The organism is Pseudomonas sp. MYb118 (assembly GCF_040947875.1).
Taxonomy (GTDB): domain Bacteria; phylum Pseudomonadota; class Gammaproteobacteria; order Pseudomonadales; family Pseudomonadaceae; genus Aquipseudomonas.
Map to the genome: position 1 here is coordinate 1,705,805 of NZ_JBFRXN010000002.1, position 23,868 is coordinate 1,729,672.

General features: G+C 63.0%; 18 protein-coding genes. 7 read left to right on the forward strand and 11 right to left on the reverse strand.

The genetic code is table 11. The features are described 5' to 3' along the window. Positions 1 to 34: 34 nt before the first annotated feature. Positions 35 to 556: a DUF3617 domain-containing protein gene (locus tag ABVN20_RS13735; protein WP_368556252.1), complete on the reverse strand. Its 522-nt coding sequence runs from the start codon at positions 554 to 556 to the stop codon at positions 35 to 37. Between the two features lie 130 nt (positions 557 to 686). Between ABVN20_RS13735 and cls the strand changes: the two genes are divergently transcribed. Next, on the forward strand, positions 687 to 2,126 hold the full coding sequence (gene cls, locus ABVN20_RS13740) for a cardiolipin synthase (RefSeq protein WP_368556253.1): 1,440 nt from the start codon (positions 687 to 689) through the stop codon (positions 2,124 to 2,126). Here cls and cfaB read toward each other — a convergent pair. The 5 genes from cfaB to hflK (ABVN20_RS13765) all read right to left on the reverse strand — a co-directional run bounded on the left by cfaB (position 2,123) and on the right by hflK (ABVN20_RS13765) (position 9,439). Continuing rightward, the gene (cfaB, locus tag ABVN20_RS13745) at positions 2,123 to 3,310 is read right to left on the reverse strand and encodes a C17 cyclopropane fatty acid synthase CfaB (RefSeq protein ID WP_368556255.1); all 1,188 of its coding nucleotides are present in this window, start codon (positions 3,308 to 3,310) and stop codon (positions 2,123 to 2,125) included. The genes cls and cfaB overlap by 4 nt on opposite strands. A gap of 186 nt (positions 3,311 to 3,496) precedes the next feature. Further along, a complete protein-coding gene (locus tag ABVN20_RS13750; RefSeq protein WP_368556256.1) occupies positions 3,497 to 5,407 on the reverse strand; it encodes a cation-translocating P-type ATPase in 1,911 nt (636 codons plus the stop codon). Continuing rightward, the gene (gene hflK / locus ABVN20_RS13755; protein WP_368556257.1) at positions 5,404 to 6,462 is read right to left on the reverse strand and encodes a protease modulator HflK; all 1,059 of its coding nucleotides are present in this window, start codon (positions 6,460 to 6,462) and stop codon (positions 5,404 to 5,406) included. Before hflK (ABVN20_RS13755) ends, ABVN20_RS13750 begins: the two co-directional genes overlap by 4 nt. Continuing rightward, positions 6,459 to 7,484: a protease modulator HflC gene (gene hflC / locus ABVN20_RS13760; RefSeq protein ID WP_368556258.1), complete on the reverse strand. Its 1,026-nt coding sequence runs from the start codon at positions 7,482 to 7,484 to the stop codon at positions 6,459 to 6,461. Before hflC ends, hflK (ABVN20_RS13755) begins: the two co-directional genes overlap by 4 nt. Further along, entirely contained in the window at positions 7,481 to 9,439 is a 1,959-nt protein-coding gene (gene hflK / locus ABVN20_RS13765) for a protease modulator HflK (RefSeq protein ID WP_368556259.1), read from the reverse strand. The genes hflC and hflK (ABVN20_RS13765) overlap by 4 nt, the downstream gene beginning before the upstream one ends. Before the next feature lie 206 nt (positions 9,440 to 9,645). On the opposite strand from hflK (ABVN20_RS13765), the gene lpdA reads away from it, so the two are divergent. Then, a complete protein-coding gene (lpdA, locus tag ABVN20_RS13770; RefSeq protein WP_368556260.1) occupies positions 9,646 to 11,046 on the forward strand; it encodes a dihydrolipoyl dehydrogenase in 1,401 nt (466 codons plus the stop codon). Between the two features lie 111 nt (positions 11,047 to 11,157). Here the strand turns inward: lpdA and ABVN20_RS13775 are convergent, their stop codons facing one another. After that, positions 11,158 to 11,631, reverse strand: a complete 474-nt coding sequence (locus ABVN20_RS13775) for an Lrp/AsnC family transcriptional regulator (RefSeq protein WP_046053936.1) — start codon at positions 11,629 to 11,631, stop codon at positions 11,158 to 11,160. 145 nt (positions 11,632 to 11,776) lie between these two features. Between ABVN20_RS13775 and ABVN20_RS13780 the strand changes: the two genes are divergently transcribed. Further along, positions 11,777 to 12,406: a LysE family translocator gene (locus ABVN20_RS13780; RefSeq protein ID WP_368556262.1), complete on the forward strand. Its 630-nt coding sequence runs from the start codon at positions 11,777 to 11,779 to the stop codon at positions 12,404 to 12,406. Here ABVN20_RS13780 and ABVN20_RS13785 read toward each other — a convergent pair whose 3' ends face one another. The 4 genes from ABVN20_RS13785 to ABVN20_RS13800 form a co-directional block, all read right to left on the reverse strand. Further along, positions 12,407 to 14,527 carry a hypothetical protein gene (locus ABVN20_RS13785; protein ID WP_368556264.1) on the reverse strand — a complete coding sequence of 707 codons (2,121 nt, stop codon included), beginning with the start codon at positions 14,525 to 14,527 and terminating at the stop codon, positions 12,407 to 12,409. Beyond that, positions 14,514 to 15,710, reverse strand: coding sequence for a DUF3142 domain-containing protein (locus tag ABVN20_RS13790; RefSeq protein ID WP_368556265.1), 1,197 nt, complete (start codon positions 15,708 to 15,710; stop codon positions 14,514 to 14,516). The genes ABVN20_RS13785 and ABVN20_RS13790 overlap by 14 nt, the downstream gene beginning before the upstream one ends. A 112-nt stretch (positions 15,711 to 15,822) precedes the next feature. Then, entirely contained in the window at positions 15,823 to 16,449 is a 627-nt protein-coding gene (locus ABVN20_RS13795) for a glutathione S-transferase family protein (RefSeq protein ID WP_368556267.1), read from the reverse strand. A 130-nt stretch (positions 16,450 to 16,579) separates the two neighbouring features. Then, the gene (locus tag ABVN20_RS13800) at positions 16,580 to 17,482 is read right to left on the reverse strand and encodes a LysR family transcriptional regulator (RefSeq protein ID WP_368556269.1); all 903 of its coding nucleotides are present in this window, start codon (positions 17,480 to 17,482) and stop codon (positions 16,580 to 16,582) included. 207 nt (positions 17,483 to 17,689) lie between these two features. Here ABVN20_RS13800 and ABVN20_RS13805 point away from each other — a divergent pair, with 207 nt between their 5' ends. The 4 genes from ABVN20_RS13805 (at position 17,690) to ABVN20_RS13820 (ending at position 23,795) form a co-directional block, all read left to right on the forward strand. Beyond that, a complete protein-coding gene (locus tag ABVN20_RS13805; RefSeq protein WP_368556270.1) occupies positions 17,690 to 19,609 on the forward strand; it encodes a methyl-accepting chemotaxis protein in 1,920 nt (639 codons plus the stop codon). Between the two features lie 161 nt (positions 19,610 to 19,770). Then, complete coding sequence (locus ABVN20_RS13810) at positions 19,771 to 20,295, forward strand: sigma-70 family RNA polymerase sigma factor (RefSeq protein ID WP_368556271.1); 525 nt, start codon at positions 19,771 to 19,773, stop codon at positions 20,293 to 20,295. Further along, positions 20,292 to 21,281 carry a FecR domain-containing protein gene (locus ABVN20_RS13815; protein WP_368556273.1) on the forward strand — a complete coding sequence of 330 codons (990 nt, stop codon included), beginning with the start codon at positions 20,292 to 20,294 and terminating at the stop codon, positions 21,279 to 21,281. Before ABVN20_RS13810 ends, ABVN20_RS13815 begins: the two co-directional genes overlap by 4 nt. A gap of 87 nt (positions 21,282 to 21,368) precedes the next feature. Continuing rightward, complete coding sequence (locus ABVN20_RS13820) at positions 21,369 to 23,795, forward strand: TonB-dependent siderophore receptor (RefSeq protein WP_368556274.1); 2,427 nt, start codon at positions 21,369 to 21,371, stop codon at positions 23,793 to 23,795. Positions 23,796 to 23,868 lie beyond the last annotated feature (73 nt).

Below are 23,868 nucleotides of genomic sequence, written 5' to 3' on the forward strand. Positions count from 1 at the left end.
CCCCCTGTAGGAGCGAGCTTGCTCGCGATGCTTTTTAAGCCCGGGGCTTCACCGTCCCACAATCCTGCCCCAACCAGACAGCCCGGGTATCCATACTCCCCTTCTGCTGAATACCGGTGGCATTGAAGGTGCCATTGACCTTGGTGGTGAACTCACGATCACTGAGGAACGTCGCCACACCTGCACCTTGTGCTTTCGGGCAGCTGAAACGGAATTTCCACTGGTTGCCGGTACGCTCGGTGATTTCCTGGCGGCAGCCGGACTGCGGATCCGTCAGCGGGATGTTGTCACTCTTGACCTGCTCCGGCGTGAGGCAAGCGCGAATGCCTTTGCCGCCCATGGTGATGCCCTGCTTCTCCAATTGCGCGCGCTGTTCAGGGGTCATCTGGCTCTGAATCTGCCCGAGGATCAAACTCAGGTCCGGCAGGTTCTGGTCATCCACTTTCATGTTGCTCGAGGTCAGCTCCCACAACCCCGGCTGCAACATCTGCGCCTGAGCGGCCACGGGAAGCGCCAAACCAAAAGCCACGGCCAAACCCAGCAGACGAACGTTCATCGAGTCACTCCTGATAGTAGTGGCCGTTAGACGTCAGCCACGGGCTTCGGTTCAGGGGCCAATTAATTAGCGACATTCTGCACGGAACATGGTCTGTTAGGCATTGAATCTTCAGGAGCAAGGTCGCCCCATGGATTACTTCGGACCGCATGTTTTCGGTTATCTGATTGCGCTGCTGCATTCACTGGGGCTGATTGCCGCCATCCATGCCGTCCTGACCGTCAGGACCGCCCAGGGCTCGATTGCCTGGGCCCTGTCGTTGCTGTTCATGCCTTACCTCACGCTCATTCCATATCTGGTGTTCGGCCGCAGCACCTTCGATGGCTACATCAAGGCACGGCGCCAGGCCAACGAAGAAATGCGCAAGGCCATTGCCGAATTGAACTGGCGCCCCTGGGTCGAGGAAGCACTCGCCGCCCGGGCATCCAGCGCCTACGACACACTGCGGGCCATGCCCAAACTGGGGCGCATGCCGTGCCTGGCCAACAATGAGGTGCGCCTGTTGATCAATGGGCCCGCCACCTTCGAAGCGATTTTCGAGGCCATCAGCCAAGCCAGGGAAGCCGTGCTGATCCAGTTTTTCATCATCCACGACGACCGCCTGGGTCAACGCCTGCAAACGCTGTTGCTGAAAAAAGCAGCGGAAGGCGTCGCCGTGTATCTGCTGTACGACCGCATCGGCAGCCACTCTCTGCCCCACAGTTACGTACAGCCATTGCGCGATGCCGGTGTCGAGGTCAAAGCCTTTGCGACACGCAGCGGCTGGCTCAACCGCTTTCAGGTCAATTTCCGCAATCACCGCAAGATCGTGGTGGTCGATGGGGAGTTGGGTTTCGTGGGCGGTCACAACGTCGGCGACGAGTACCTGGGCGAGAAGCCACCCCTGGCCCCGTGGCGCGATACCCACGTCGGTGTTCGTGGCCCTGTGGTGGCCTGCATGCAGGAGTCCTTCGCCGAAGACTGGTTCTGGGCCGCACGCTCATTGCCGCCGTTGATCCTGCCGGACGTGTACCCCGACGACGGCGTGCTCTGTCAGTTGCTCGCCAGTGGCCCGGCGGATCCTTATGAAACCTGCTCGCTGTTCTTCGTCGAAGCCATCCATGCGGCAACGGAACGGGTGTGGATCACCAGCCCCTATTTCATTCCTGACGAAGCTGTTTTCGCGGCGTTACGCCTGGCCGTCCTGCGAGGGGTGGACGTGCGGATTCTGCTGCCGTCGCGCCCCGATCACCGGATCGTCTACGCCGCCTCCAGCCTGTACGCGTTCGAAGCGGTGCGCGCGGGCGTGCGGGTGTTCCGCTATGAACCCGGTTTTTTGCATCAGAAGGTGGTGTTGATCGACCGCGAAATCAGCGCCATCGGCAGCGCCAATCTGGACAACCGCTCGTTCCGGCTGAATTTTGAAGCGATGCTGCTAACCGTCGACAGTGCGTTTGCCGCAGAGGTGGAACGAATGCTCAACGACGACTTTGCCCAGGCCCACGAAGTCGCCAAAGAAGAAAGCCGGGAGACCCACCGCCTGCAACAGATCGGCATGCGGATCGCCCGGCTCATTTCGCCGATCCTTTAAGGCGTGTAGATGTCGTCGCGGGTCCAGGGCAGTTCGTGGCTGCCGTCAGGGTGGGCTTTAACCGCCAGGATCTGGTGCAGGTTGATCCAGCCCCGGGCGAACGCATAGGCGCATCCCGCCAGGTACAACCGCCAGATACGCAGCGCCTGTTCCGGCACCAGTTTGCTGGCGGTTTCCAGATTGTCTTCCAGGCGTTCGCTCCAGTGATCCAGGGTGCGCGCGTAGTGCAGGCGCAGACTCTCGACATCGACGATTTCCAGACCGGCCTCGCTGATCTCGGCGGAGATCATCGACAGGTGCGGCAGCTCACCGTTGGGGAACACGTACTTCTCGATGAAGTCACCCGCACCACGCCCCACCGGACGACCGTCGGTGTGCTTGGCGGTGATGCCATGGTTCATCACCAGGCCACCCTCCTTCACCGCGCCGAACAGGGTTTTGCAGTACTCGGCCAGGTTCGCATGGCCGACATGCTCGAACATGCCAACGCTGACGACCTTGTCGAACCGCCCGTCCTGAGGCAGATCGCGGTAGTCGAGCAGTTGCAGTTCAACCTGATCTTCCAGGCCTTCAGCGACCACCCGCTCACGGGCCAGCGCCAGTTGTTCCTTGCTCAGCGTGATGCCGAACACCTTTACACCGAACTCCCGCGCCGCATACCGTGACAACCCGCCCCAACCGCAACCGACGTCCAACAGGTACTCGCCTGGCTGCAAACGCAGCTTGCGGCACAGGTGGCGGAATTTGGCTTGCTGGGCTTGTTCCAGGGTTTCGCTACCGGTCTCGAAGTAGGCGCAGGAATACGCCATGTCGCTGTCGAGCCACAGCTGATAGAACTCGTTGGAAAGGTCGTAGTGATAGGAAATCGCCTTGGCGTCGGTTTCCTTGTCGTGCGAGGTGCGTACAGGGTTGCTGTCGTCATCCTCGCCGAGCAGCGCCTGGCTCAGGTCATCGCAGACGCGAATCACGTCGCTCATCGAGCCTTCCAGCTCCAGCTTGCCTTCGACGAAGGCTGCGCCGAGCGCATCCAGGCTGGGGTGAGTGAACTGGGTCACCACTTGCGGATCCTTGACCACAATCGTGACGCTGGGGGTCGGTCCCAGATTGAACTCGTGGCCGTCCCATAGCCTCAGGCGTAACGGTAACTGCAGATTCTGTAAGGCCGGTGGAAGTTGCGCGAGCATGGAATATCCCCCTGGTTTCAGACGTCTGGAGTGAGGTTAGACCATCCATGAAAAATAGCAGGCTATCGAATTGATAGCCCTTCTCTATGGCCGCCAGCGCTGTCCACTGTCGTCGACACAAAGAAGTCATGACCCTTGTTCAGATGACTGCAAATCTGTCGCACAGTTCGCAAAACCTGGCGGCGCTCAGGCGTCGTCCTGCACCTTGAGCAGCGGTTCCTGAAACCGCAGCAGACGCCCGGCGTTGCCCAGCACCAGCAAAGTGCTGAGGTTATGCAGCACGGCAGCGATCATCGCACCCGCCGCGCCGAGCCAGCCGAACGCCGCGAACACGACGATCGCCAGGGTCCAGCCCAGGCCGATGATCACGTTGACCTGCAGGGTATGGCGGCATTGGCGACTCAGGCGCACGCAGGTGCCGAGGCGGCGCAAGTCGCTGCCAATCAACACGATGTCGGCCGACGCCAGGGCGATGTCCGCCCCGCCCGCCCCCATGGCCACCCCCACCACCCCGGCCTTGAGGGCCAGCGAATCGTTGATGCCGTCGCCGACCACCATGGGTCGAAAGCCACTGTCGATTTCCTGGAGTACCCGATTGAGTTTGTCTTCGGGCAAGGCCTGGGCCTGGACGTCGTGCAAGCCAACGTCGTGGGCCAGGGTCTGCGCCACGCTCTGGCGATCGCCGGTGAGCAACAACTGGCGGCCCAAACCAAGCTCGCGCAACTCGCCCAGGGCAAAACGCGCCTCGGGTTTGACGCTGTCGGCCAGCAACAACCAGGCGAGAAATCTGCCGTCCAGGGCGAGCCCGGCAATCGGACCATCGTGTTCAGGCACGGTGCTGGTGACGATCCCCAATTGGCTGAACAACTCGGGGCGACCCAACGCTGCTTCGCCCTGCTCGGTCATGGCCACCACACCCAGACCCTGGCGTTCGTGAATGTCCTCAAGCTGCAGGCAATCCTCCTGACTGACCAGGCCGGCGAGTGCGCGGCTGACCGGGTGGCTGCTGGCCGAGCCGAGGCTGGCCGCGAGCCTCAGCACGTGGCTGCGATCCTCCAGCGGGCTGTCGATCGACTGCAGGCGCAGCGTGCCGAAGGTCAGGGTCCCGGTCTTGTCGACCACCAGTGAGGTGAGGTCGGCCAGCTCTTCGAGAAACGCCGAGCTGCGAATCAGGATGCCGTGGCGCGCCGCCACCGCTACGCCGGCAATGGCCGTGGCCGGCGCCGACAACACCAGCGCACACGGGCACGCCGCCACCAACACCGCGAGCATCGCCTGGGCATCGTTGGTGACAAACCAGGTTACGGCGGCCAGCAGCAACACCAGCACCATGTAGCTGCCGGCGTAGCGTTCAAGCAGCCGGGTAATCGGCGGCTTGGAGCGCTCGGCACTCTGCATCAGCGCGATGACCTTGCCCAGGGTCGATTCGCTGCCCGTGCGCGTCACTTCAATGCGCAGCAGGCCATCGAGGTTGATCGCCCCGCCAAACACCGATTGGCCGACGCCCGCCTCCACCGGCACCGACTCACCGGTGATTGATGCCGTATCGAGGCTGGCCTGGCCGGACAGTACTCGGCCATCGGCCGGCACGCGATCACCGGCGCGAACCTCCACGCAATCACCGGACTTGAGCGTGCCGTTATCCACTTCGACGATTGAGCCATCAGCCTGCACCCGGCGTGCCTGGCTGCGGGTGAGTTTGCCCAACGCATGGATGGCTTCCTGGGAGCCGATCACGCTGCGCTCTTCCAGCACGTGGCCGAAGATCATGATGATGGGCAACAACGCGGCGGTCAGCAGATCACCGGTCGCCCAGGCGCCGAGCATGGCCAGGGCAATCAACTGATCGGTAATGCCATGCAGGCTCGGGTAGCGCAGGCTGAACCACGCCGAGCGCATCACCGGCACGGCCACCAGGATCGACGCGACGCCGAGCAGCAATTGACTGACGCCGAGCTGCTGCGGTGAGACCCAGCGCCAGATCAATCCGAGCGCCAGCAGCCCCAGGGCGAGCATGGCCAGGGTCAGTTGACGGGCGGCGCTGCATTGCTCGGCTGAAGACAGCAGGCTCGGTGCCGCGGCGGTAGAAGCAGTCATTGTGCAGCTCCCTGAAGGATCAGGCGGGAATCGTCTTTCGGATTGACCGTTGTCACCGAGCCGGCCTGCCCGAGGATTTTCGGCATGCGTTCGCGGTAGATGCGCAATAGCATCTGCGGGTCGGTGCCTTGCTGTTGCGCCTTGGTCAGGCCCAGCACCGTGGCGGTGTCGGCGGAGGCCTTGGCCAGTCGTTCGCTCGCCTGGGCATGGGCGACCTGCAAGGTGCGATCAGCTTGTTCGTTGGCGGTCTGGTTGAGTTTCTCAGCGTCGGTGCGTGCATTGGCCACCGCTTTGTCAGCCTGCTGGCTGGCCGTCAGGACCGCATTGAAGGCGTTGACCGCCGGATCCGGCAGGCTCGATTGCACATCCACCCGCGCCACTTCGATACCCAGCCCCTGCCCTGTCGCGGCCAGTTCAGCCAGGCGCTGATTGATGCCTTGCACCAGATCGCCGCGCAGTCGCTCACGGCGTTCAGCGGCCTGACTGTCGGCCCCGATCAGCTCGGGTCGTGCGACCAGGATGGTGTCCAGGTCCCGCGCTGCCGTCAGGGCAACCGAACTGCGAGTTACCAGGCGATCCAGCGCTGGCAGCACATGTTCACCTTGAAGTACGAAGGCGTATGGTTCGGTGACCTTGTAGAACACCCGCACATCCAGCTGCACGACGCCGGCATCACCGGTGAGCAAATAGCCAGAGCCAGCCAACGCATCACTGATCGGCGAGGCGAAGGTCGCAGACCTGTCGGCCTGTAATGCAGCATCACTGCGCAACAGATTGGTGACCCGCCGCTCGATCACTCGATCCGCCGCCGGCAACAGAATCACCTGCTCGAAGGGCCGAGGCCACGCCAGCAACAGGCCGGCATTCTGAATGCGATCCAGCGCACCGAAGTGCAACACCACCGCGCGATTCTGCGGATCAATTTGCCGCACATTGGAAAATGCCCAGGCCAATGCCGCCAGCACGGTCACCGCATACAACGCGAGAAAGGCCAAGCGCCCGGCCTGAATCCACGGGCTACTCAACTCATGTGTTCCACGTGGAACCAAACTCATGGCTGCGACCCAGGTTTGTTGTCGAGACTCGTGGGGCCGTCCACCAACACCCGGAAGGGCGCCGCGTCGGTGCGCAATACCAGCTTCGTTCCCGGGCCGACGATAGTGCCGAGGGTGTCCAGCGAACGCAGCAGGTTGTACAACTGCGGCGAGCCGGCGTAGGCGCGCCCGTAGATCTGCGCCGCTTCGACCCGGGACTGCGCCTCGATCTCGGCCGCTTTCACGGTGGCATCTGCCTGGACGATCCGCGCATCCCTTTCGGCAGCAGAACGGATTTGCGCCGCTTCGCGCTTGCCGATGGCCGTGCGTTCGGTGGCGATTGTTTCACGCTCGGCGCGCATGCGATCGACCGTGGCGGTCAGCGTCACTGACGGCAAGGTCAAACGTTCGATACCCACTTGCAGCACGCGCACCCCATAGGTGGCCAACAATTGCTGATCAATTTGCTGGCGCAGTTGCGCTTCGAAATCGGCGATGCGCACCTGGCTGGCATCGGTGTTGACCAGGTTAGCCAGATCGAAACTGCTGGCGGTGGTTTCCAGCGCGGAACCGACAAAGGTACGAATCTGCCGCGCGGCTTCGTCCGGCTGGTTCTGCACCGCGCGCATGAAACGCTGCACATTGTCCGGATCCCCCTGGACCTGCCACGCCACATAAGCCTGGACGATGATGCGCAAGCCATCGCGTGTACCGACGTCCTGCAACCCGCTGGAGGTGGTGCGCAACCGCAGATCTACAGGGATCGCCGCCTCGAACGGCGCCGGCCAGCGCCAGCTCAAGCCGGGGGCCAGCAGCACCCGCGACGGATTGCCAAAACGGGTGATCACCGTCGCCTCGCCGGAACGCACCTGCACCAGGCTCGCCGCCGCGATGGCGAAGGCCACCAGCAGCGCCGCCCAGCCCATGCGTCGCCAGGCAAAGGGGCCAGCCTCTTGCGGCTCGCCGTGATGGTGATGATGGTGGTGCCCGTGGTGATGCCCGCCATGACCGTGATCATTATCGTGAGTGTGTGAGTGGCTCAATTGGCAGCTCCTGGTTGAGCGGTTTTAGGCGAGGGCGTGGGGTCGGCTGGCGAGGTGAACGTGCGCAGGTCGATGGTCGGCGCGTTGCCGCTACCGCCCAGGCGATGATCGATGACCAGCAGCTTCGCGCTGGCCAGGCCTTGGGACAGCTGGCTCAGATACTGCTCCAGCACGAACGCCTGACCGGCGCTGGCATAGGCTTTTTGCTCGGCGGAGAATTTCAGGTTCGCCGCCTGCGCCGCTGCATGGGTTTCCCTTGCGCTGGCGCTGGCCTGGTCGCTGGCGATGCTGGCCCGCAACTGCGCCTGGTTGGTCGCTTCCGCCGCCGCTCCGCGCTCGCGTGAAATCAGCGCCTGCGCGGCGATCTGCGCCGCTTGCACACCGTGATAGGCATTGGCCGCACCCGCCGGTGGGTGAATGGCCTCCACTACCGTGGCGAGAATTTCCACGCCACTGTCGAGCGATGTCAGGTCCGCTTGCACGGCCCGGCCAATGTCTTCGGCGAGCCCTACCCTGTCCTCTCCCAGCAAACCGTCGAGGGTGCGCGAGGCAAAATCGTGCACCAGGATCCGGCTCGCGGTGCTGCGGATCAGTGTCGGCACATCGGCACTGTTGTACGTGGCGGCCAATGCCGCTTGATCGGTCAAACCGATGCGGTAGACGAACCGCACGTCCATGTTGACGATCTGGAAGCTCTGTTTGTCGGCACGACTGCTGGCGATGACCTGGGATTTGTCGTTGACGTGACTGGCATCCCACAAGCGGTTGGCCACGTCCGGTGCCGGGCCTTCTGCCGGCTGCGCGGCAACCGGCGCCGCTACTTCACCGACACTGGTGGCCAGCTCGTGCACCACACCATTCTCGACACTCAGCACGCGGCCCAACGGCCAGGGCAGACCGACATGCAGGCCCGGGCCGAACACTGCCACCGGCTTGCCGAAACGTTCGTAGATGCCCCGTTCCTGCAAGGCGATTTCATGAACACCGGTCAGCGCCCAACCGACCACGGCCACCACCGCCAGCACCGGTAGCAAGGCGCGGCGCATGTAGCTGAATGCCCAGATTTGTCGCAGGTCGATGCCGAAGCGGTTGTGCAATTCGTGCTGCAACGCCAGCAAGGGTTGCGGCGGCCAGCGCAACAGATCAGCAGCGAAACTTCTGGCCAACAGCGGCGGCTCCAGCTGTTCGCGGCGCGGGGTGAACAAGGACAGCAAGGCGCGCAGCAACAGTTCGGCGGCGACCAACCCCGGCAGCAGGCCGATCAACACGGCCAGGCGTGCCGGCCACACCGTTTCGCTGCTGGCGAACAACAGGCACAGCGCGCTTAGCACCAGGCTGACGATAGCGACGCGCGCCAGTTGCGCCAATGCACCGGCCTCAGGCCACTGGGCAGCCGATTGCTGGGCCAATTGACGCTCCAGCACCAGCAGGCCGAACGCCAGCAACAGCGACACTGCTGCGCCGACATTCGCTGAAAAGCCCAATGCCGCAGCGGGCAGGGACAGGTTCCAGATCTGCTCGATACTCAGCAGTGCCAACAGGGCCCAACCAGCCAGCCACAACGTCGGCGCGCCAATGTTGATCAATAGTTGTTTGCTGCGTTGGCTGATGCGCTCCAGCAGTCGATCATACCAACCCACTGCGGGCTCAACGGCCTCGACGTCCGCCACTGACTCCAAAGGGTTCATCGCCCTGGCGCGCCACTTCGCCACCCACCCCGCCGATTGCAGGCCCGCCATCAGCACCAGTAGGCTGGCGCACTGATTGACCAGCAGCGCCGGCCACAACGATTGCGGCGCAAACAGCGCAGTGAAAAAAGCCAGCACCAGCCCCACGCCCACCAGCACGCCAAGGCCGATCACCCACCAGCCCAGGCGCCGCCTATGGAAGGCCGCTTGCTGGAAGCGTGGCAACCCGGCGATCGCGGCGCCGTCACTCTCAAGATCAACTTGCATAATACCCCGGCATCTTTGCCCGAATCACATTTCGTTACGATATAACGAATGACGTGAATATTTCGTATCTAACCTTCTATCTAAAGGCGCCAAAGCTGTCGCGTTGCTGAAGCCTTGACCGAAAGCCTGGGAAGCGCACATATTACGATCATAATTTTTCTCCAGTTTACGTTTACCAATCCCTTTACTCATCCAGGAGTACAGCCATGAGCAACTATGACGTCGTGATTCTGGGCGGCGGCCCCGGTGGTTACAACGCAGCGATCCGCGCCGGACAGCTCGGCTTGAAAGCCGCCTGCGTCGAAGGACGCGCCACCTTGGGCGGGACCTGCCTGAACGTCGGCTGCATGCCGTCCAAGGCGCTTTTGCACGCTTCTGAACTGTACGACGCGGCCATGGGGTCGGAATTCGCCAACCTGGGCATCGAGGTCAAACCCACGCTGAATCTTGCGCAGATGATGAAGCAGAAAGATGAAAGCGTGACCGGGCTGACTAAAGGCATCGAGTTTCTTTTCCGTAAAAACAAAGTCGACTGGATCAAGGGCTGGGGCCATATCGACGGCCCAGGCAAGGTGACGGTAACGGACAGCGAGGGAGGTAAAACCGAGCTGACCGCCAAGGACATCATCATCGCCACCGGCTCCGAACCTACGCCCCTTCCCGGTGTTGAGATCGACAACCAGCGCATCCTCGACTCCACCGGCGCTCTGTCGCTTAGCGAAGTGCCTGGGCACCTGGTGGTGATCGGCGCCGGTGTGATCGGCCTGGAACTGGGTTCGGTGTGGCGGCGCCTGGGGGCGAAAGTGACCGTCGTCGAATATCTCGACCGCATCTGTCCTGGTGTGGACGCGGAAGCGGGCAAAGCCTTGCAGCGTTCGTTGAGCAAGCAGGGCATCAGCTTCAAATTGAGCGCCAAGGTCACCCGCGCCGCTTCATCGGCCGAGGGCGTCCAGCTCAGCGTCGAACCCGCCGCCGGTGGCACCGCCGAATTACTGGAAGCCGACTATGTGCTGGTGGCCATCGGGCGCCGGCCTTATACCCAAGGCCTGGGCCTGGAGAACGTCGGCCTCGTCACGGAAAAACGCGGGATGCTTGCCAACCGGGGCCATCGCACCGAAGCGCCAGGGGTGTGGGTGATCGGCGATGTCACGTCCGGGCCGATGCTCGCGCACAAGGCTGAAGATGAGGCCATGGCCTGCGTCGAGCAGATCGTCGGCAAGGCCGGCGAGGTCAATTACGAGCTGATCCCCAATGTCATCTACACCCGGCCGGAGCTGGCCAGTGTCGGCAAGACCGAAGAACAGCTCAATGCAGAAGGTCGCGCCTACAAAGTCGGTAAATTCCCGTTCACCGCCAACAGCCGGGCGAAGATCAACCACGAGACCGAAGGCTTCGCCAAGGTGCTCGCCGATGAACGCACCGATGAAGTGCTCGGGGTGCATCTGGTGGGCCCGAGCGTCAGCGAGATGATTGGCGAATATTGCGTGGCGATGGAGTTCAGCGCTTCGGCGGAAGACATCGCGCTGACCTGTCATCCGCACCCGACACGGTCCGAGGCGTTGCGCCAGGCGGCGATGGATGTCGAGGGAATGGCTACGCAGATGTAGGGCTTGGGATTGAGTCGCGCCCATCGCGGGCAAGCCCGCTCCTACAGGGGATTTGTTTACACCACAGATCAATTGTAGGAGCGGGCTTGCCCGCGATGGACGCGCCTCGGTTCAGGCGGGCAAATGCCCCAGAGGCAAAGCCCCCGGCGTCTTCACCGTATGGATCGCGAAGTTGCTGCGGATATCGCTCACGCCGGGCAATTTCAGCAGGCGCCCGGTGAGAAAACGATCGTAGGCCCGCAGGTCAGGCACCACCACCTGCAACAGGAAATCCGATTCCCCGGACACCAGAAACGCCGATATCACTTCCGGTAGCGCCGTCACGGCCAGGCGAAAGGCTTCGGCCTGTTCGTCATTGTGGCGCTCGACCTTGACCCCGACAAACACCGTCAACCCCAGCCCGACCTCATCACGATCGAGGTTGGCCTGGTAGCCGCGAATCACCCCGGCTTCTTCGAGCATCCGCACACGCCGCAGGCACGGAGACGCGGACAGGCCGATTTCATCGGCCAATTGCACATTGCTCAAACGACCATCACGTTGCAGGGCCGCGAGAATCTTGCGGTCGTAGGCATCCAGTTTCATTTTTGGCAGATCCCGATGGTTGCTGCATTCATATGAAGCAGATTATGCCAATAAGAAAGGTCATAGAAGCAAACTACGCAACCACCTGCCCTGCCCTTCCGCCCTAGACTGGCCTCACCGAATCGACAACGCATTGGGGTGCAACATGGTGGGACTGTGGCTGTTTTTCATGGCATTGGCGGTGGTTTACCTGTTGCCAGGCCCGGACATGATACTGCTGCTGCAAACCGGTGCCCGTCAGGGCAAAGGCGCGGCGCTCGCCACGGCGCTGGGGCTGGGCATCGCGCGGGGTTGTCATGTGGCGCTGGCGGCACTGGGGCTGGCAGCGTTATTCAAGGCTGCGCCCTGGACCTTCGATGTGGTGCGCCTGGCAGGAGCCGCTTACCTGTTGTGGATCGGTGTGCAGTGCCTGCGCACCACGATGCTGCCGGATCTGAACCCCGTCGATGCGCCCCGCGCCAACCCCCGGTGGGGCCAGGCAATCCGGCGCGGTTTGCTGACCAACCTGCTCAACCCCAAGGCCCTGCTGTTCTGCTCGGTGCTGCTACCGCAGTTCATCAACCCGCACGCCGGCCCGGTGCTTTTGCAGTTCGCGACCCTGGGCGTGGTGCTGGTGAGTGTCGGTCTGCTGTTCGATTGCGCCTATGCCTTGACCGGAGCCGCCCTGGGCCGCTGGCTGCAACGCAGCCCTTCGGCCCAACGCTTCCAGCAATGGCTGTTCGGCAGTTTGCTGATCGGTTTTGCGGTGCGCCTGACCTTCGTCCAACAGGCCTGATTACTGGCGCACCCGACGTCTATGACGGTTGACCAGCAGCAGTACAACTGCGGCGAGCACCACCCCGGCGCCGATTTCCAGCCAGCGTTTATACGGGCGCAACGTCTCCCGCAGCGGGCTCAGGGCCTGGGTGACATAACGCTTGTCGGCGTTCTGGAAGTCCGGCTCAGGACAATGCTCACCAAATGAGACGGCCCACTGCACGTAGGGCCCTTCTTTTACATAGCGTTTATAGAGGGCCGTTTTTTCAGGCTGATCGGGGCTCCAGCCCGTCGCCGCACACAGCACTGCCGCGAAGGCCTGGCTGGTCTGTGGCAAATGATCGGCAGCCTGGCTGGCCAGAGCGTTGGCGACATAGCGGTAGTGATAGCGCTGATCGGGTTGCGCAGCGCTGGCTTGCTGGCGCTTGACCTCTTCGTCCGCCACCAGCGGGCCGACCTTGAGCTCGGTACTTTCCAGGCTGTAATTACCACCGAAGGTGGCGTAGTCCGGCGCCATCTCGTACCCCAGCAACTCCATGCCATCGAAGCGGGCCAGGTTCGCCGCGTGAAAATACGCAAAGGCGCGCTTGCTCGGCCACCATTTCGACTCGGCGTCGTGGCGCAACTCACCGTACCACTTGGCCTTCTTTTGCAGCGTGTCGCTGTCGAAGTACGCCACGGCTTCGTCATAACGTTCCTCGCGCAGCAGGCGACGGCCAAGCAAGTTGCGTAATTGCGCAGCCACCGGCAGCGGCACATAGTTGTCGCGGTCCTGCTGGGTCAGCGCCGGTGGCGCCGGCACCTGGGTATCGACGTACTGTTTGAGCTCATCGACGGTCAATACGCGTTCGGCAACGGTCGCGGCGTCGAACCAATAGATGTCCTTGCTGCGATACAACTGGTCGAAGGCTTGCAGGTAATCGCCCCGTTGCAGGGCCAGGATCGCACTTTCGCCCTCGACCCGGCATTTGGGTTCGACGGTTTCGAAAGCCCAGTCCGGTGTGCGCCGCTCCCCCCAGGACTCATCCTGCGGGAACGCCTGCGCAGCCTTGGCATACGCCGCGACGGCTGCGGCCTTGTCGCCGTCGCGCAATGCCAGCTTGGCTCGCAACCACCACGCCAGGCCGCCATCGCCGGCATGTTCGAGGAAGGTTTTGGCAGTGGCGTAGTCGCCCTGTTGATAATTCATCGCCGCCAGCCGATCGGCGTTATCCAGGCTGCCACGCGTGCTGGCCTGCAACAGCTTGATCATTTTTCGTTCAACTTCAGGCTGTTCACCGAATGACCAGTTCAACCGACTGATCAAAGACGCCGTGATCAGTTGCTGCACCGCCTTGCCCTCAAGCAGCGGCTTCAGCTGCGCCTCAGGCATCGCCACCAGATCGGCCACCAGCAGCTTCAGCGAGGTGTAGCCGACGCCCGAACCGTGGCGATTCTGCGCGGCGTAGAGTTCGATGGCGCTGTTCCAGTCACCCGCCGTGCGCGCCACACGCGCCTCTTCGCCGAGGCTGGCGACGCCCAGTTCCAGCGGATCGCTGAAACCGTCGATGGTCAATTGCCGAGCCTGTTCAAAAGCCTTGCGCGCTTGCGCCAGCAGGTCCGGGCTGGCATCGGCTTCAGCGCTCAGGGCAAACAGCGCCCGGCCCAGCGAGTAGGCGGCCCAGGTGCTGCGCAAGCCACGCTGATCGGCCGGCAGCGCCAGCACCTGGCGAAAGTAATCGGCGGCCAATCCATGCTCACCCGCGTTGAACGCAACAGCGCCGGCCAGGTACAACGAGAGCTCCTTCGGCAGGCCAGCCCCCTCGGCTTCGACCTGACGGGCATCGGTCAAACCGCGCAGGCGTTTGACCAGTTCCTGCTGCGGGGCGGTCAGATCGGCCTGCTCGGCATATTCGCGCTGTTCGGCATATTCGGCCGGGTCACCGCTGTGCAGGGCGTCATTGACGCTCTTCAGGCCCGCGATTGCCTGCCCCAGGCGGCTGACCTCGAAGCGGAAACTGCCTTCCGGCAATTCCGCCAGTGACTGGCTCCGGTTATCGAGCAGGCGCATGGGAAAGTCCGGCCCGCAGGCCAGTGCCGAACCCAGCGGCAAGCTCAGGCTCAGGCAGAGCAGATGACGCGGCCAGTTACGGGTGAACATTCGAACCTCCTTGATCAATGTGGGTGCAGCGCGCCCAGCCGATGGCCCGCTGCCCGCCAGCCGGCAGGCGCCCATCGCGCAGGCGGGTGAAGGTAAGCAGATCCGGGCTTTGTTGCAACGCATAACCGGCCAGGGCATCGGCGCCATCGCAGCCCTGCCCCGCCAGCGTCAGGCGCTCGGGCCAGGCACTGTCGAGATTGCCCTGGTTGCTGATGCTGACGTCATAGAGGCCGTTTTGCGCCGAGAGTTGCAGCGTCAGCCGACTGTCGAGGCGATCGCCACGGGCGACAGCACCCAGGGTCGTCAGGCTCCACGCCCGGCGGTCATTGGCCAGCGGCAGGCGAAACCAGATCAGCCCCGCCAGATGGGCCGGAGGGTCGTCGCGCAGTTCAAGCGCCAGGGTACGCAATTGTTGTGGGTCAGCGAGCAATTCGCGACGCTCACCGTTGCCTTCAACGGGTACTTCGCTTTCCACCACCGGCACGCCGCCTGTCTGGGGCAACAGGGCGACGCCGTAGGCCGGCAACGCCAGATAGAAGTCCCGAGTGGTGATTCGGCCCCAGGCACTGGCCCATTTTTTCGCCTGGTCCGGATCGAACAGCCCCCGACGTGGATCACTCACCGCATGCACCTGCAGGACGCTGCTGTCGACTGTGGATAACAACGCTGGCAGTTCAGGGCTGTCGAGCCAGGCAGGTAACGCGGTAATGCTTAAAGAAAGGGACGCCGGCAGAGTCGCCCGCAAATCCGTGAGAAATTTCCGATAGGCCGGTAGCCGGGCGATACCCGCATCGTGATCGACTTCCACCCCCGCCAGCACCAGCCCCTGCCCTTGCCAATCGCCGAGCAGTTGCAGGATGTGCGCAGTGATCTGCTCCTGGTCCAGCGACGCCAGCTGACCATCCAGGCGCACCACCGCAATCAGCGGTCGACCATCATGCTTGAGCAGCGCCGCATCAATGCGCGCCCGACTCCACCCGGCACGGGGAAACGCCTGCAAGGCCAGCACCCGCAAGGTGGAAAAATCTGCCCGACTGGCGTCGAGGGCGGCCTGATGGGACGGCGTCCATTGCCGCTGCCAGACATAAAGCTGCTGATCGAGCGGCGGCGCCTCCTGCCGTTCACAACCCGTGAGCAGCGCCAGCAACGTCAGCAGGACCGTCAGCCGTGCGATAAAAACCATAAAGCATCCTTTGGAGCGGCTGAAGTCAGCGTCCGGCAGATGCTACAGGTCAAGCACCAAAGGCCGCGAGCCCGGGTGGGGGCTCGCGGCCTTATTTCGACGATTACCGCGATCAGGCGGTCTTTTGCAGACCGGCAACAGTGCGGGGCATGCCGACGAAACCAGGCAGGGCTTCGACCCGCGCCAGCCAGGCACGCACGTTGGCGTAGTCATCCAGCGAAACATTGCCTTCCGGTGCATGGGCGATGTAGCTGTAGGCAGCCACGTCGGCGATGGTAGGTTCGTCGCCAACCAGATAAGCCGAATTATCCAGTTCGTCGTTGATCAGCTTGAGCCAGAGGTGGGCGTAAGCGATGGTTTCTTCAGCGTCGTAAGGCGCGCCGAATACGGTAATCAGACGAGCACGGCCCGGACCGAAGGCGATCGGCCCTGCAGCGACCGACAACCAGCGCTGAACGTTGGCGGCACCAACCGGATCGGCAGGCAGCCAGCGGCCCTTGCCGTATTTCTGGGCGAGGTACACCAGAATGGCGTTGGAGTCGGCGAGTACCACACCCTGATCATCAATGGCCGGCACCTGCCCGAACGGGTTGACCGCGAGGAATTGCGGCTGCTTGTGTTCGCCTTTGGCCAGATCGACGAAGATCAGCTCGGTCGGCAGTTGCAGCAGGGACAACATCAGTTCCACGCGGTGTGCATGGCCGGACTTGGGGAAGTTGTAGAGTTTGATCGCTTGCATGGTCGACTCCGCTAGTGAGTGGCGCCGCTCAGGAGTGATCAGCACCGATGGACGCTATCTTCCCCCCACAGCCAAAACAACAGAATAACCAGCAAACGCAATCAATTATTTCAGCTCCCGCAATAAACCGTCAGTGTTGCAGGGCCGGGTGTTCGCGCAGCGCCTTGACCGTGAAGTCGACGAAGCTGCGAATCCGTGCCGGCGCATTGCGCCCTCCCTGGTAGACGACATGGATAGGCAACGGCGGTAGTTCGAAGTCAGCCAGGACAATCTCCAACTCCCCCGAAGCGATCTGGTTGGCGATCTGATACGACAGCACGCGGGTGAAACCAAAGCCAAGGCTGGCGGCGCGGATTGCAGCCTGATTAGAGGTCACGACCAGGCGCGGTTCCGTACGCACGCTGAGCACTTCGCCGGCTTCATGAAACGGCCAATGGCGCTGCTGGCCAATGGAGGACGTACCAATCACCGGCGCACGGACCAGATCCTGAGGATGCATGGGCCGCCCCTGCGTTTGCAGAAAGTGCGGCGATGCACAGATCACCCGCCGCACTTCACCGACACGCAGCGCGTGCTGGCTGCTATCCGGCAACTCACCGATGCGCACAGCCACGTCCACGCCCTCCTCGACCATGCTCACCACACGATCGACAATCAGGCCATTGATGATCACTTCGGGAAACTGCGCCAGATAACTCACGACCACCGGCGTGACGAACAGCTCGCCGAACAACACCGGCGCGGTGATCGTCAGCTGTCCACGGGGCTCTGCGTGGCTACCCGCCGCCGAGTCCTCGGCCTCCTGCACCTCGGCCAGAATCCGCCGGCAATCATCCAGGTAACGCTGGCCGGCTTCGCTCAGGTGCACGCTGCGGGTGGTGCGCGTCAGCAACGAGGTGCCGATGCGTTTTTCCAGCGCCGCCACCGCGCGGGTCACGCTGGCCGCCGACATTCCCAGACGTCGCGATGCGGCCGAAAACCCTTGCTCTTGGGCAACCACGGAAAAAACCTGCATTTCCTGGAATCGGTCCAATGGGCGTTCCTTGATCAGATTGAAAAAAGCCGCCACAGGGCAGCGGATGAAAAACGGGCTTTAACCGATTATTTCCCCCAAAGAGATCGTACAACCGCTCTGGAATGCACTTTAGCTTCAGCCTTGGCTGCCGATCCAACGGAGGTTGGGTCCGAAAATTCGAGGCTCCAGCGACAAGCGGTTCATACACACACGGCTGGAGAACTCATGAATAGTTGGTTCGCAAATCTTAAAGTGAATGTGAAACTCGGCCTGGGTTTCGGCGTAGTGCTGGTGCTCACGGGCGTTCTCGCGCTGACCGGCTGGACCAGTTTGGGCGGTGTCATCGACCGCAGCAACCGGATGGGTGAGATTACCCAACTCAACAACGACCTGACCGCCCTACGCGCCGCACGCCTGGAATACATGCTCAGCAGCGGCAACGACGCCAGCGCCAGCCTCGTCCAGAACAAACTCGACACTTTCATCGAGCAGCAGAAAGCGCTGATCAAGGTCTCCACCGCGCCGGAGAACGTCAAGCTGCTCCAGGAGCAGAGCGAGGCGACCCATGCGTTTCAAGCGTCACTGAACAAGATGCGCGAAAGCTATCGCATCATACTCGCCGCGCGCGACGCCATGACTGTGGCAGCCGATCGCGCCATCGAGCTGGTCGACACCATCAACCGCGACGCGCAGGCCGCATCCGGTGACGATGCTTCGCGCCTGGAACAGTTCAAGGCCGCCACCGGCACCAAGGACCAGTTGATGCTGATCCGCCTGAAAGTCCGAGGCTACCTGGCCAACTTCACGCCGGAAACCGAGCGCGACGCCTTGCAGCAGTTCGAAACGGCCCTGGCCGACATCGCCACTCTCGCCCAGCGCTTGCCGAGCGCAGCGGCTCAGGCCGAGCCACTGGACAAGGCTGTGCGCGCCTACCGCGACGCCCTGCGCCAACTCATCGGCGCCACCGCACAGGTCAATGCAGCCGGTGATGCGATGAAAGCGCAAGCCGCCGACATCGAAAAAACCAGCGACCGCCTCTATCAGGTGCAGATCGAATTTCGCGACAAGGAAAGCAGCGTCGCTCGCACCCAGCAAGTCATCAGTGCGCTGCTGGCGCTGATCTTTGGCGCATTGGCCGCCGTGATCATCACCCGCCAGATCACCCATCCGCTGCGCGAGACCCTGGCGGTGGTAGAAAAAATCGCCTCCGGTGACCTGACCCTGAACGCGCCAGTGACTCGCCGCGATGAGCTGGGCGAAGTGCAGCAAGGCATCCAGCGAATGGGCGCCACCCTGCGGGACCTGATCAGCAGCATCCGCGACGGCGTCACCCAGATCGCCAGCTCGGCTGAGGAATTGTCTGCCGTGACCGAGCAAACCAGCGCCGGTGTGAACAGCCAGAAAGTCGAGACCGATCAGGTGGCCACCGCCATGCATGAAATGACCGCCACCGTGCAGGAAGTTGCGCACAACGCCGAGGAAGCGTCCCAGGCTGCGGCCTCCGCCGATGGCGATGCCCGCGAGGGTGACAAGGTGGTGGGCGAAGCCATTGCCCAGATCGAAAGGCTGGCCCTGGAAGTGGAACGTTCCACCCAAGCCATGGCCGTACTGCAGCAGGAAAGCGACAAGATCGGCAGCGTCATGGACGTGATCAAGGCCGTAGCCGAACAGACCAACCTGCTGGCGCTCAACGCCGCCATCGAAGCAGCGCGCGCCGGCGAGGCCGGCCGTGGTTTTGCCGTGGTCGCCGACGAGGTTCGCGGGCTGGCACAGCGCACACAGAAATCCACCGAAGAAATCGAAGGTCTGGTGGCGGCCTTGCAGAACGGCACGCAACAAGTGGCGGTCGTGATGAACAACAGCCGCACCCTGACCGACAGCAGCGTCGAACTGACCCGCAAGGCCGGTGCCTCCCTGGACAAGATCACCCGCACGGTGTCGAACATCCAGTCGATGAACCAACAGATCGCCGCCGCTGCCGAGCAGCAAAGCTCAGTGGCCGAAGAGATCAGCCGCAGCGTGATCAACGTGCGCGACATTTCCGAACAGACGGCAGCGGCCAGTGAAGAAACGGCAGCGAGCAGCGTCGAGCTGGCGCGCCTGGGCAATCAGTTGCAGATGATGGTCAGTCATTTCCGCATTTGACCCCCAGGTGTCGCTCAAACAACAACCCCCGCGAATGCGGGGGTCTCTGCTCCTTGCCAGTCGCTTGCACCTGATCGCCCCACCCGTCGATTGTGCGGCACGGTGATATCAACGTATTATCGAGAATAATTCACATTTGATATCAAAGTGCATTTCCCTCCATGCCTCGATCTCCTTCGCCCTCCGATGTCGGCTGGCTCTACCAGGAACACCACGGCTGGGTCCGTTCCCTGCTCAAGCGTAAGCTGGGCAATGCCAGCGATGCCGCGGAACTGGCCCATGATGTGTTCGTCCGCCTGCTCGCCCAACCCCGTGAATTTCCCAGCGAGGCTCACGCCCGGGCCTGGCTGGGCGCGGTATCGCGCAATGTCTGCGTGGATTTCTGGCGCCGCCGGCGGGTGGAGCAGGCCTGGCTGGAGACCCTGGCCTGTCGTCCCGAAGCCTGCATGCCCAGCGAAGAACACCAGGCCATCGTCCTCGAGGCGCTGGGCCAGGTGCAGGCCATGCTGGAACAACTGCCAGCGCCGGTGGCCGAAGCCTTTCTCCTCGCCCAATTGCACGGCCTGGGCTATCGCGCGATCGCCGAGCGCATGGGCGTCAGCGAACGCACGGTGACCAGCTACATGGCCAAGGCGATGTTTCAGTGCATGCTGCTGGAAGCCGAACTGGACGCGGCCCTGACATGAACACCTCCACTCCCGACCACGCCATCCTGCAACAGGCCGCCGACTGGTATGCGCGTCTGGCCGGCCAACCCGATGACCACGAGCTGCGCCAGGGCTGGCAACAATGGCATGCGCAACACGAACAGCATCGCCAGGCCTGGCAGTTCGTCGAGCGCGTCAGCCAGCGCTTCGCACCGCTGCACGACGATGCCCAGAACGCCGCACGGACCCTCGACCAACTGCGCCGCCAAGGCATCGAGCGACGGCGCCTGATGCGCGGTATTGCAACCATCGCCGGGGTCGGTTTTCTAGGCGCCTTCGCCTGGCGGCCGTTGCTGCGCGAGCCCTTGCTGGCCTGGCAGGCCGATCTGCGCAGCGCCACTGGCGAGATCATCGAACACCATCTGGCCGACGGTACCCGCCTGTGGCTGGCCAGCGACACGGCACTGGACGTGCGTTTCGACGCGCACCAGCGCGCCCTGCACCTGTATCGCGGCGAAGTGCTGATCAGCACCGCCAGCGACCCTCGCCCGCTATTGCTGCACACCGCCCAGGGTAGCCTGCAACCGCTGGGCACCCGCTTCAACGTGGCGCTGGAAGACGATGCCACACGCCTGGCCGTGTTCGAGGGCCGGGTGCTGGCACGCTGTGCCGGCTCGACCGTGCAACAGGAAGTGGCGGCAGGCTTTGGCGTGAGCTTCGACCGCCAGTCGTTCGCGCCGCTGCTGCCCGCCTCCCCCGCCCGCGAAGCCTGGAGCCGTGGCCTGCTGCTGGCCGAGGATATCGAGCTAAGCCGCTTCGTCGTCGAGCTGGGCCGCTATCGTCGCGGTTACCTGGGCCTCGATCCGGCGCTCAAGCACCTGAAGATCATGGGCACCTTCCCCCTGCACGATACCGATCAGGCCCTGGACATGCTGGAGCGAACGCTGCCGGTCAAAGTCCATCGCCGCCTGTCCTGGTGGGTCAGCATCGAACCGCTGGAAACTGCCGCCCGGATGACTTCCTGAAAAAATTCGCATTTGGCTTTCCGGTTTTTTCGACTCGCTCGATTCAACCAATAGCCACTGCATCAGGACTTTTTCAAGGAACCCAGCATGTCGTCACTTTCCCGCCTTCGTCTCCACCCGCTTGCCCTGGCCACGGCCCTTGTGCTGCCGGCCATGGTGCTGCCCGGTGCGGCCGTGCTGGCCGCCGAGCAGGCCCGCGTACTCGCCTTCGACATTCCTGCCGGCCCGCTCAGCGCGCGGCTCAACCAGTTCGCCGAGCAGGCCGGAATCTACCTCAGCGGCGATACCCGCCTGACCGAGGGCAAGCAAGCCAACGCCCTGCGCGGCAGCCACAGCCCGCAACAGGCGCTGGCGATCCTGCTGGCCGGCAGCGGCCTGAGCGCGCAACCACTCGGCGACAACCGCTACCTGCTGCAAGCCATCACTCAAGGCGACTCGGCCCTGCAACTGGGGGCAACCACCATCGGCGCCCTCCTGGACCCTGCCACCACCGAAGGCACCGGCTCCTTCACCTCACCGGTGACCTCTATCGGCAAGGGCACCAAGCGGGTCAAGGACATTCCCCAGTCAGTCAGCGTAGTCACCCGTGAGCGCATGGATGAACAGAACCTGCGCACGGTCACCGAAGCCCTTGGGCAGACACCAGGTATCACCGTGGTGCCGTCGTTCACCGGCAGCCAGTTCTATTCCCGTGGTTTCTTCATCAACAGCTTCCAGTACGACGGCGTGCCCCTGGAGCGTCAGCTGTACGCCCGTGGTTCGAGCTTCAGCGGGCAGACCGCGATCTTCGACCGGGTCGAAGTGTTGCGCGGTCCCCAGGGTTTGCTCGAAGGCGGCGGCGATCCGTCCGGCGCGGTCAATCTGGTGCGCAAGCGCCCAACCGCCGAGGCGCAGACCCACCTCAGCGCCAAGGCCGGCTCCTGGGACCACTACGGTGCGCAACTGGACACCAGCGGGCCGCTGGACAGCGAAGGGCGTGTACGCGGGCGCTTCGTGGCGGATTACGACACCACCAACTCCTTCGTCGATCAAGTCGGCGCCGACAACCAGACGTACTACGCCGCCCTCGACTTCGACCTGAGCGACGCCACCACCCTGGGCCTTGGCTACAGCCACGAGCGCACCGACGCCACGCCCTACACCATGGGCCTGCCCAACTACGGCGATGGCAGCATGCCGCGCTTCGGCCGCTCCACCTACCTGGGAACCGATTGGGATAACTGGGACAAGCGCCAGGACACCTACTACCTGGACCTGACCCACCACCTCGACGACAACTGGAGACTCAAGGGCAGCCTGGTCAACATTCGCGAGTTCAACGATTTCAAATACCTGCAACGACGCGGTCGCATCGACTCGGCCACCGGCTTCTCCGGCGATGCCTACGCCTTCGACTACTTCTCCGAGCACTGGGGCGGCGACCTCAATGTCACCGGCGATCTGCAGGTGTTCGACCGGCGTCTGGGGGTGACCGTCGGCGGCAACTATTCGCGGTTGAAGAGCCGCGATATCTGGGGCGCGCGCTACAACGTGGTACGACCGCTGAATGTATTCAACTTCGATTCGGATGTCGCCGAGCCGAGTGATGCGTCCATCTATGCCGCGAACAAATGGGACGACGGCTATACCTCGACCCAGAAAGGCATTTATGCGGTGGGCGACTACCAGTTGACCGATCGCCTGTCGTTCATCCTCGGCAGCCGGCTGTCCACCTATCGCACCGTGTTCGACTCGGACGGTCCGTGGGGCGTCACCCGCAGCGAAGCGAACAAGACCGGCAAGCTGACGCCGTACGCCGGCCTGGTCTACGCCCTCAACGAGGACTGGAACGCCTACGCCAGCTACACCGAGATCTTCAAGCCGCAGACCCAGCGCACCGCCGCCGGGGCGATCCTCGAACCGCGTACCGGTACCAGCTACGAGATCGGCCTCAAGGGTGAGCTGGCCGATGGACGCCTCAACACCAGCTTCGCCCTGTACCAGATGGAACAGGACAATATCGGCCTGGTGGATTCTTCAGTGACTGGCGAGACGTGTGGCGGAACCTGCTATGTACCGTCGGGAACCATTCGCAGCCGGGGCTTCGAGGCGGAAATCAGCGGAGAAGTGGCGCAGGGCCTGGAACTGTATGCGGCCTATACCCTGAACCTGATCAAGTACATGGACGAAGCACCGGCGACCACCGCAGCGAACATCACCGGGACCACGGATACGCCGAAGCACATCCTGCGCACCTGGGCCAACTACCGCCTGCCGGGCGACTTGAAGGCGCTGTCAGTGGGTGGCGGGGTCAATGCCCAGAGCCGGGCGGCGGGGTATGGCTACTACGGGCGCGAGCAAGGTGGTTACGCCGTGTGGAACGCGCGGGTGGCCTATGACTTCGACGAGCACCTGACGGCGGCGCTGAACCTCAACAACGTGTTCGACCGGCGCTACTACGAGGCGGTGGACTATGACCACAACTTCTATGGCGACCCACGCAATGTGCTGATGAGCCTGGATTACAAATTCTGATTGTGAGTTGACCGTTCGGGCCCTATCGCTGGCAGGCCAGCTCCCACAGTGACTGCGTGTACCGCAAGACCTG

Excerpts from the sequence above, each read along its gene's own strand:
- ABVN20_RS13775 (WP_046053936.1), bottom strand. The coding sequence starts at position 11,631 with ATGAAACTGGATGCCTACGACCGCAAGATTCTCGCGGCCCTGCAACGT.
- ABVN20_RS13795 (WP_368556267.1), bottom strand. The coding sequence starts at position 16,449 with ATGCAAGCGATCAAACTCTACAACTTCCCCAAGTCCGGCCATGCACAC.
- lpdA (WP_368556260.1), top strand. The coding sequence starts at position 9,646 with ATGAGCAACTATGACGTCGTGATTCTGGGCGGCGGCCCCGGTGGTTAC.
- cls (WP_368556253.1), top strand. The coding sequence starts at position 687 with ATGGATTACTTCGGACCGCATGTTTTCGGTTATCTGATTGCGCTGCTG.
- ABVN20_RS13805 (WP_368556270.1), top strand. The coding sequence starts at position 17,690 with ATGAATAGTTGGTTCGCAAATCTTAAAGTGAATGTGAAACTCGGCCTG.
- hflK (WP_368556259.1), bottom strand. The coding sequence starts at position 9,439 with ATGCAAGTTGATCTTGAGAGTGACGGCGCCGCGATCGCCGGGTTGCCA.
- ABVN20_RS13810 (WP_368556271.1), top strand. The coding sequence starts at position 19,771 with ATGCCTCGATCTCCTTCGCCCTCCGATGTCGGCTGGCTCTACCAGGAA.
- ABVN20_RS13820 (WP_368556274.1), top strand. The coding sequence starts at position 21,369 with ATGTCGTCACTTTCCCGCCTTCGTCTCCACCCGCTTGCCCTGGCCACG.
- ABVN20_RS13785 (WP_368556264.1), bottom strand. The coding sequence starts at position 14,527 with ATGTTCACCCGTAACTGGCCGCGTCATCTGCTCTGCCTGAGCCTGAGC.
- cfaB (WP_368556255.1), bottom strand. The coding sequence starts at position 3,310 with ATGCTCGCGCAACTTCCACCGGCCTTACAGAATCTGCAGTTACCGTTA.
- ABVN20_RS13750 (WP_368556256.1), bottom strand. The coding sequence starts at position 5,407 with ATGACTGCTTCTACCGCCGCGGCACCGAGCCTGCTGTCTTCAGCCGAG.
- ABVN20_RS13815 (WP_368556273.1), top strand. The coding sequence starts at position 20,292 with ATGAACACCTCCACTCCCGACCACGCCATCCTGCAACAGGCCGCCGAC.
- ABVN20_RS13790 (WP_368556265.1), bottom strand. The coding sequence starts at position 15,710 with ATGGTTTTTATCGCACGGCTGACGGTCCTGCTGACGTTGCTGGCGCTG.
- hflK (WP_368556257.1), bottom strand. The coding sequence starts at position 6,462 with ATGAGTTTGGTTCCACGTGGAACACATGAGTTGAGTAGCCCGTGGATT.
- ABVN20_RS13780 (WP_368556262.1), top strand. The coding sequence starts at position 11,777 with ATGGTGGGACTGTGGCTGTTTTTCATGGCATTGGCGGTGGTTTACCTG.
- ABVN20_RS13735 (WP_368556252.1), bottom strand. The coding sequence starts at position 556 with ATGAACGTTCGTCTGCTGGGTTTGGCCGTGGCTTTTGGTTTGGCGCTT.